At 51.4% G+C, this 6,703-nt stretch carries 4 protein-coding genes; 2 read left to right on the top strand and 2 right to left on the bottom strand.

Annotated features, from left to right (window positions below; all coding sequences use genetic code 11):
- Positions 1-82: 82 nt before the first annotated feature.
- Positions 83-1,963, bottom strand: a complete 1,881-nt coding sequence (locus tag AAF564_12800) for a DUF2339 domain-containing protein (GenBank protein ID MEM8486423.1) — start codon at positions 1,961-1,963, stop codon at positions 83-85.
- Between the two features lie 449 nt (positions 1,964-2,412).
- On the bottom strand, positions 2,413-3,156 hold the full coding sequence (locus tag AAF564_12795) for an arylesterase (GenBank protein MEM8486422.1): 744 nt from the start codon (positions 3,154-3,156) through the stop codon (positions 2,413-2,415).
- 118 nt (positions 3,157-3,274) lie between these two features.
- Here AAF564_12795 and AAF564_12790 point away from each other — a divergent pair, with 118 nt between their 5' ends.
- Complete coding sequence (locus tag AAF564_12790) at positions 3,275-4,012, top strand: ABC transporter ATP-binding protein (protein MEM8486421.1); 738 nt, start codon at positions 3,275-3,277, stop codon at positions 4,010-4,012.
- Positions 4,013-4,017: 5 nt separating this feature from the next.
- A complete protein-coding gene (locus AAF564_12785; protein ID MEM8486420.1) occupies positions 4,018-6,543 on the top strand; it encodes an FtsX-like permease family protein in 2,526 nt (841 codons plus the stop codon).
- The last annotated feature ends 160 nt before the right edge of the window (positions 6,544-6,703 follow it).

The raw sequence follows: 6,703 nt of genomic DNA, 5'->3' as shown, positions 1-6,703 counted from the left end.
GAGTGTCGATTGCCGAGTGTCGATTGCCGAGTGAGTGTCACAATTCGAAATTCAGCGTTCGCTGTTCAATACTCAAAGTCACTCAACCTTTCTGCATTGAGGGTTCTTTCTCGGCTTCTGGCGCAGCTTGTTTTGGCTTGCTGTCAGACTTTTTGGGGCCCTGCTTTCTGAGTACACCAGGCAGAATGTAGCTGAGCATCATGAACACGATACCAAAGCCGAGGAACAGCAGGATGCGGAGTAGGGGTTCCACTTCGTCGAGGTCGACCAGGAATAGCTTGAGCACAACGAGCGCCAGCGTACTGAAGGCAGCAAGGCGTAGCCACCGGTTGTTTTGTCGCATGGCTGCGAGGAACAAGACAACGCCATAGATCCCCCAGACTACGGTGATAAACGCTTCGCCGTTGGTCAAGATGCTCGGCTCACGGTAAAGCCAGCCGAGAAACAGCAAGTGGGCGATCATCGGATAGGCGATTTTTAGCCATTTTCGCTCTTGCATGAATGTCATGCCGGCGCCTAGTGCAATCACGATCAGTTCGCTGAGGCCAGGAGCGTTGACGAATGGTGCGCCACTGGTTGGTATCATCACCAAACGTTGCAGTACCCAGAGGCCAAGGAAAGCAAAGAGCGTGTGCGATGCGACGGAGAAAAGCTTGTCCTTCATCGACTGCGAAACGACGCGGATGAGTACAGCCTGCGCGAGCAAGGCAACCAGGAGTGCGTGCCCATTGTAGAGCAAATAAAGACCCAGGGTAAGAAAAATGGAAGACGTAAGGCCCTGCATTTGCGCAAGGTGATTCAGGTCCTTTCTTTCCTTGCCGCGAATGTACAGGTACAAGAAGCCGTAAATTGAACTGGCGAGCAGCGCGATCCAGCCCCAAAGGTTTTCTGAGAAATTCCAGATCAGCATAGACATTGCCATGGTGAGCAATGGTGTTGATACGGAGAGCGGGAGCGCTGGATGGTTAAAGAAGTAGCCTACGGCCTTTACCGGTGGGGGCGCCGGCCATTTGGCCGGGTTGTAAGCCCGTAACATCCCCCGGATGACAGGCATCATCCAGAACAGTACCCAGGCAAGAATAACGGCGGCTTGTAGCGTCCATCGTTCCTGAAAAACAGATTGGTACCCAAATCCAAATCGGAAAAAACAGAACAGGATGATTAGCCAGGCGCCAAAGAAGGATACAAACAAGAGGCTACGCCATCCTCGGAACCAATACATCGCACCGGCACCTACCAGGATAAGCGACGTGTAGGAGACCAATACAAACTGATAGTCACCCGTGGATTGCAAAATAAAGGGCGTTGCAAGGCCGCCAAGTGTCGCCAGTATGGCTAGAATCGAATCATCTCGCCGTGCCGCAAGGGGGAAGGAGAGCACCGTAATAAGCAGCATGCCGGCAAAGGCTATCCAGGAAGGTACAAGATGGTAGAGTTCATAGGCAGCAAACGCTGTAAGGTAAAACGTTGCGATGCCGCCTCCTACGAGAACTTGTCCAAAACGCCGGCGCGTGTTGTGAAAATGTAAGCCCAATGCCAGGAGCAAGAGACCAACAAAACTGCCAGCCATAACGCGCAGTACGGGGGTAAACCATTGCTGGTCAAACGTATACTTCATTGCAAAAGCAACAGAAAGAAAAAGTAGACCAACCCCAATTCTGTTTAACCACGCTTCACCATTCAATGCGTATAGTGGGCGGGCAGTACGTGGTTTTCGCGTGCCTTCTTCAGTCGCAGGATTGGGTTGCGGTGCATTCGAACGACTACCGGCCGCCGCTGGGCGCGCTTTTGACCCTTGCGATGTGGGTTGGACAAGCCGGTTGCTACGCTGTAATGGAGGACGCGAAGGCGTAGTCGACCCAATCCGATCTTGCATGCGCTCAATCGTATATGTAAGCTTCTCGACGAGCTGTTCTAAATGCTCGATACGATCTTCTAAAGACTGGTCCTGTTTGTCAGACATATACTATTCACAGCGCGCAGCGCGCGCAAAGCCGGGGAAATTACGATTGTGTGACAGGCGAATACAATGCGATAGCCTGCAAATAAGGCTGTTCGATAGCTTATAAAGACTGTTGGCAAGAGCGTTCACCAACGTTAGGTATGTCGTGACAAACAAGACAATCTACGGTTTGTATGATCCGGTCTTTTTCTGAATCCTTTTTAGAATCCATGTACAGTCTGTCGGGCAAGCTCACGCTTACACATCCGCGTCACTTGATGCAGTTAGCAGGGTTTAATTGCGACATTGCTTAAATGAAGGGCCACAAACGACGAGCCATTTCATTCGTTTCCACTGAAAAAAATGAACAGTCACGTTTGAAATGATCATGGCAGACGGTAGTCATGCAAAAATCATAGCCTAATATCGCCAAAAAAACCGTCTGAAGCCAAGAAATTATAGATTTGAGGCTACCTGCTAACCATTTCCATGAGGAGCGGCTCAAGAATCTCCCACACATTTTCTGCCACCAGTTTATGGCCTTCAGCCGTAGGATGGATGCCATCTGGCAGGTTCAATTCGGGAATTCCACCGACACGGTCCAGTAAAAATGGGATTAATACTGCATCGTTGGCTTCTGCGATATCGGGGAAAACGTCCTTGAAGGCTTCCGTGTATTCTTGCCCGAGGTTGGGCGGAATCTGCATGCCGGCGAGGATGATTTTTGTCTCACTGTTGGCTGCTTTTACTTCGTTGATGATGGCCTGCAAGTTTTGACGGGTTGCCTCAGGAGGGGTACCGCGTAATCCATCATTGCCACCGAGTTCGAGGACAAACACATCAACCGGGGTCCGCAGCATCCACTTGATGCGGCGCAGTCCACCTGCAGAAGTATCGCCCGATAATCCGCCGTTTATCACGGTAAATGCCCAGCCACGGGCATCAAGCTTTTCCTGGATAAGCGCAGGGAAGGCCTCTTCAGTTGACAGTCCGTAGCCGGCGGTTATGCTATCGCCAAATATCAGGATAGATTTGGTTGTAGATACGTTCTCGGGTGTATCAGAAGCATCTGAAGCCGTGGGGTTGGCGGGTGGTGTAACATCTGCCGCTTCCGCTGCGCTGCCGGTTACAGGCGCTTCGGATTGCTGGCAAGCTGATATACTGGTGACCAGCAGGAAGATAAAGGCTAAAATTCGAACAGATTTAGACATCATGCGGGATCTCAAAGCAAGGTTGCGCTTTCTCAACCAGAATACTACACACCAGGTTTCTTAATTGCCTGTTTCTCTTGCTGATCTGGAATCCAGCGTACGCCATAATTAAATCATAAATATGCCGACCTCACCAATCCTCGAAGTTGAGAATTTAACCAAAACCTATCCAAGTGGCGACACACAACTCACCGTACTGGCTGACGTGTCCTTTACACTGAATGAAGGCGAAACCTGTGCCATTGTTGGCCCTTCCGGAAGCGGTAAGACAACGCTGCTCGGATTGAGTGCCGGCCTTGATGCGCCAAGTGCGGGCCGGGTGAAACTGTGCGGCATCGACTTACAGGCGTTATCAGAAGATGAACGGGCCGGCGTGCGCAACAAGCATGTTGGATTTGTTTTTCAATCTTTTCAGTTGATTCCCACACTTACCGCACTCGAAAATATCATGGTGCCGGCTGAACTACGAGGGGATACTGGTGTGCGGCCGCGGGGCATGCAATTGTTGGAAAGCGTAGGGCTGGCTGATCGAGCATCACATTATCCTGCGCAGCTTTCGGGTGGCGAGCAGCAACGCATCGGCCTTGCGCGAGCATTCATCAATAAGCCAAGCATCCTTTTTGCTGACGAGCCCACGGGGAATCTGGATGCAGAGACCGGGGAAACGATCGAGTCGCTCCTTTTTAACCTGAATAAAACTGCCGGGACAACGCTTGTAGTGGTAACACACGACATCGAACTTGCTGAGCAAACCCAGCGTGTGATCCGCCTGAAGGCAGGCGCTGTTGTTTCTGACAGTTACACGGGTGTTGGTGCTGTTGCCAATGGTTCTTCGCTTAAAACAGAGGCGACTTCATGAACCTGATGCAAAAAATTAGATGGGTGCTGGGCATGGCCTGGCGCGATAGCCGGGGAAGCCGGCGCCGGCTTTTGCTCTTCATTTCGTCTATGGTGCTTGGCGTTGCTGCGCTGGTAGCCATCAGTTCGTTTGGGGAAAACCTGAAAGATGCGGTTGATGCAGAGGCCATGACCCTGCTCGGTGCTGACCTGAGCATTGAAAGCCGTTCGCCGTTTGGCAATGAAGTTGAAGCCATTATTGACTCGTTGGGCGGAGACCAGTCCCGTATCGTTTCATTTGCGTCGATGGCTTACTTTCCGAAGAATGGGGGCACACGGCTCTCAACGATCCGCGCACAGGAAGGTGCATTTCCATATTACGGCGCCGTTGAAACCAGTCCGCCTGAAGCTGCTGCCAATTATATGGAAAACGCTGACGCCCTTGTTGACGGCGAATTGATTGAGCAGTTTGGGGTTGCTGTGGGTGACTCGGTTAAAGTGGGTACGCGTACGTACCGTATCGCCGGCGAACTGCTCAAGACGCCACGGGAATCTGCAGCCATGATGATGCTCAGTCCGAGGATCTACATTCCCCTGGCAGAAATGGACACCTTGTTGCTTACGCGGGGGAGTCTGGCTGACTTTGAAGTGTATTTCAAGTTTGATGACGGTCGTGATGTAGAAGGCATGATGGAAAGCCTCGGGCCTCGATTGCGCGCACAAAACGTTGGTTTTGATACGATTGCAGAGATGCAGCGCGAGTGGAATGAAGGGCTAACCAACCTGTATCGCTTCCTGAACCTTGTAGGGTTCATTGCACTATTGTTAGGAGGGATTGGTATCGCGAGTGCAGTGCACGTGTACATCAAGCAGCGTATCGAAACGGTAGCCGTATTGCGGTGCATTGGTGCGCAATCCATGCCTACTTTTGCCATTTACCTGGTACAGGCAACCGCGATGGGATTGCTGGCTGCCTGTTTTGGGAGCCTGATCGGACTCGGCGTGCAGTGGCTATTGCCCCAATTGCTTGCCGATTTTTTGCCGGTTGAAGTTACCGTAAGTATCAAATGGATTCCTGTGCTCATCGGATTGGCGGTAGGGCTTGGTGTTAGCTTGCTTTTTGCGTTGTTGCCGCTGTTGTCGGTGAAAAACGTATCTCCCTTGCTGACGTTGCGCAAATCTGTTGAGGCTACCGTCACGTCAAGTGGATGGCGCTATGTGATTTATGGCATGCTTGGACTGGCAATTCTTGGATTCTCGATTGCTCAAGCGCCGATGTGGCAAATCGGGTTGGCTTATGCCGGCGGCATTTTTGTTGTTTTCGGATTGCTGGCGCTTGTGGCAAAAGGTATCGTGTTTTTCTCCCGCAAATTCTTTCCGTCGTCGTGGCCTTATCCCTGGCGACAAGGGTTTTCGAACCTCTTTCGACCGAACAATCAGACCGTAATTCTGATGTTGTCGCTTGGGCTCGGTACGTTTTTGATTGCAACGCTCTTTCTTGTACAACAGACGTTGCTGAACCAAATTCAGGTTGCCGGCGGAGATGACAGGCCAAACATGATTTTGTTTGACATCCAACCAGACCAACTGGAGCCAGTCACCAATATTGTGGAAGCCCGTGCCATGCCCGTGATCGATCGGGTACCCATCATCACGATGCGTATCGCTGAGGTGAATGGGCGTACAATCGATGAGATCAAAGCTGACACCTCTGGCGGAAGATATTCCTGGGCCCATCGCCGCGAGTACCGTTCTAGTTATCGTGATTATCTCTCAGATGCAGAGACCCTCGTGGAAGGGGAGTTTGTTGGGGAGGTCGCAGTGGATGCAGATGTTATTCCGATATCCATCGAGGAAGATGTCTCCAACGAACTGAATGTTGCCCTGGGCGACGAAATTGTTTGGGATGTGCAAGGCGTGCCGATTACAACGCAAATTTCGAGTGTGCGGAAAGTTGACTGGCAGCGCATGGAGACCAATTTCTTTGTGCTGTTTCCCAAAGGGGTGTTGGAAGAGGCGCCGCAGTTCTTTGTGATGCTCACCAAATCAGACAGCGATGAGCAGGCCGGCCAACTGCAATCTGCCATTGTGGCCGCGCATCCAAACGTTTCATCAGTCGATTTGAAGCTTATCCTGACGGTTTTTGATTCGATCTATAGCCGGATCTCGTTTGTGCTGGAATTCACGGCCCTGTTCAGCATACTTACAGGTGTCATTGTACTGATCAGCGCGGTATCGATAAGCCGCTTCCAGCGCATCAGCGAAAGCGTGTTGCTGAAGACATTGGGGGCATCGCGGTCGCAGGTGATTAAAATTCTGCTAATCGAATACCTGTTTTTGGGCTTGTTTGCTGCCCTGACCGGTATTTTGCTCGCCCTGGCAAGCGCCTGGTTGCTGTCATTTTTTGTCTTTGATACGGTCTTTGTGCCGGCACTGGGGACGATGCTTGCCGCTGTTGTGCTTGTAACCGCGCTAACGGTAGCTGTGGGGATGTTTAACAGCCGCGGGATCTATGCACGGCCGCCACTTGAGGTATTACGCGCAGAATCTTAACCAAAATTACTATTCAGCGCCGGCTTAAATGTGACGACTGTAAGATGTCAACACAAAGTATGTTGGTAAATTGCCCCCCCAAGAAAAGCCTTGCAGCTTGTCCTGCGCAGGTTTGGGGTTCCTAACCTGCTGGGATCAAACCTAGATAGAGTTAGTTAAG

The sequence above is a fragment of the Bacteroidota bacterium genome (assembly GCA_039111535.1).
Taxonomy (GTDB): domain Bacteria; phylum Bacteroidota; class Rhodothermia; order Rhodothermales; family JAHQVL01; genus JBCCIM01.
This window is presented reverse-complemented; position numbering and strand designations above follow the sequence as displayed.

Excerpts from the sequence above, each read along its gene's own strand:
- AAF564_12800 (MEM8486423.1), bottom strand. The coding sequence starts at position 1,963 with ATGTCTGACAAACAGGACCAGTCTTTAGAAGATCGTATCGAGCATTTA.
- AAF564_12795 (MEM8486422.1), bottom strand. The coding sequence starts at position 3,156 with ATGATGTCTAAATCTGTTCGAATTTTAGCCTTTATCTTCCTGCTGGTC.
- AAF564_12790 (MEM8486421.1), top strand. The coding sequence starts at position 3,275 with ATGCCGACCTCACCAATCCTCGAAGTTGAGAATTTAACCAAAACCTAT.
- AAF564_12785 (MEM8486420.1), top strand. The coding sequence starts at position 4,018 with ATGCAAAAAATTAGATGGGTGCTGGGCATGGCCTGGCGCGATAGCCGG.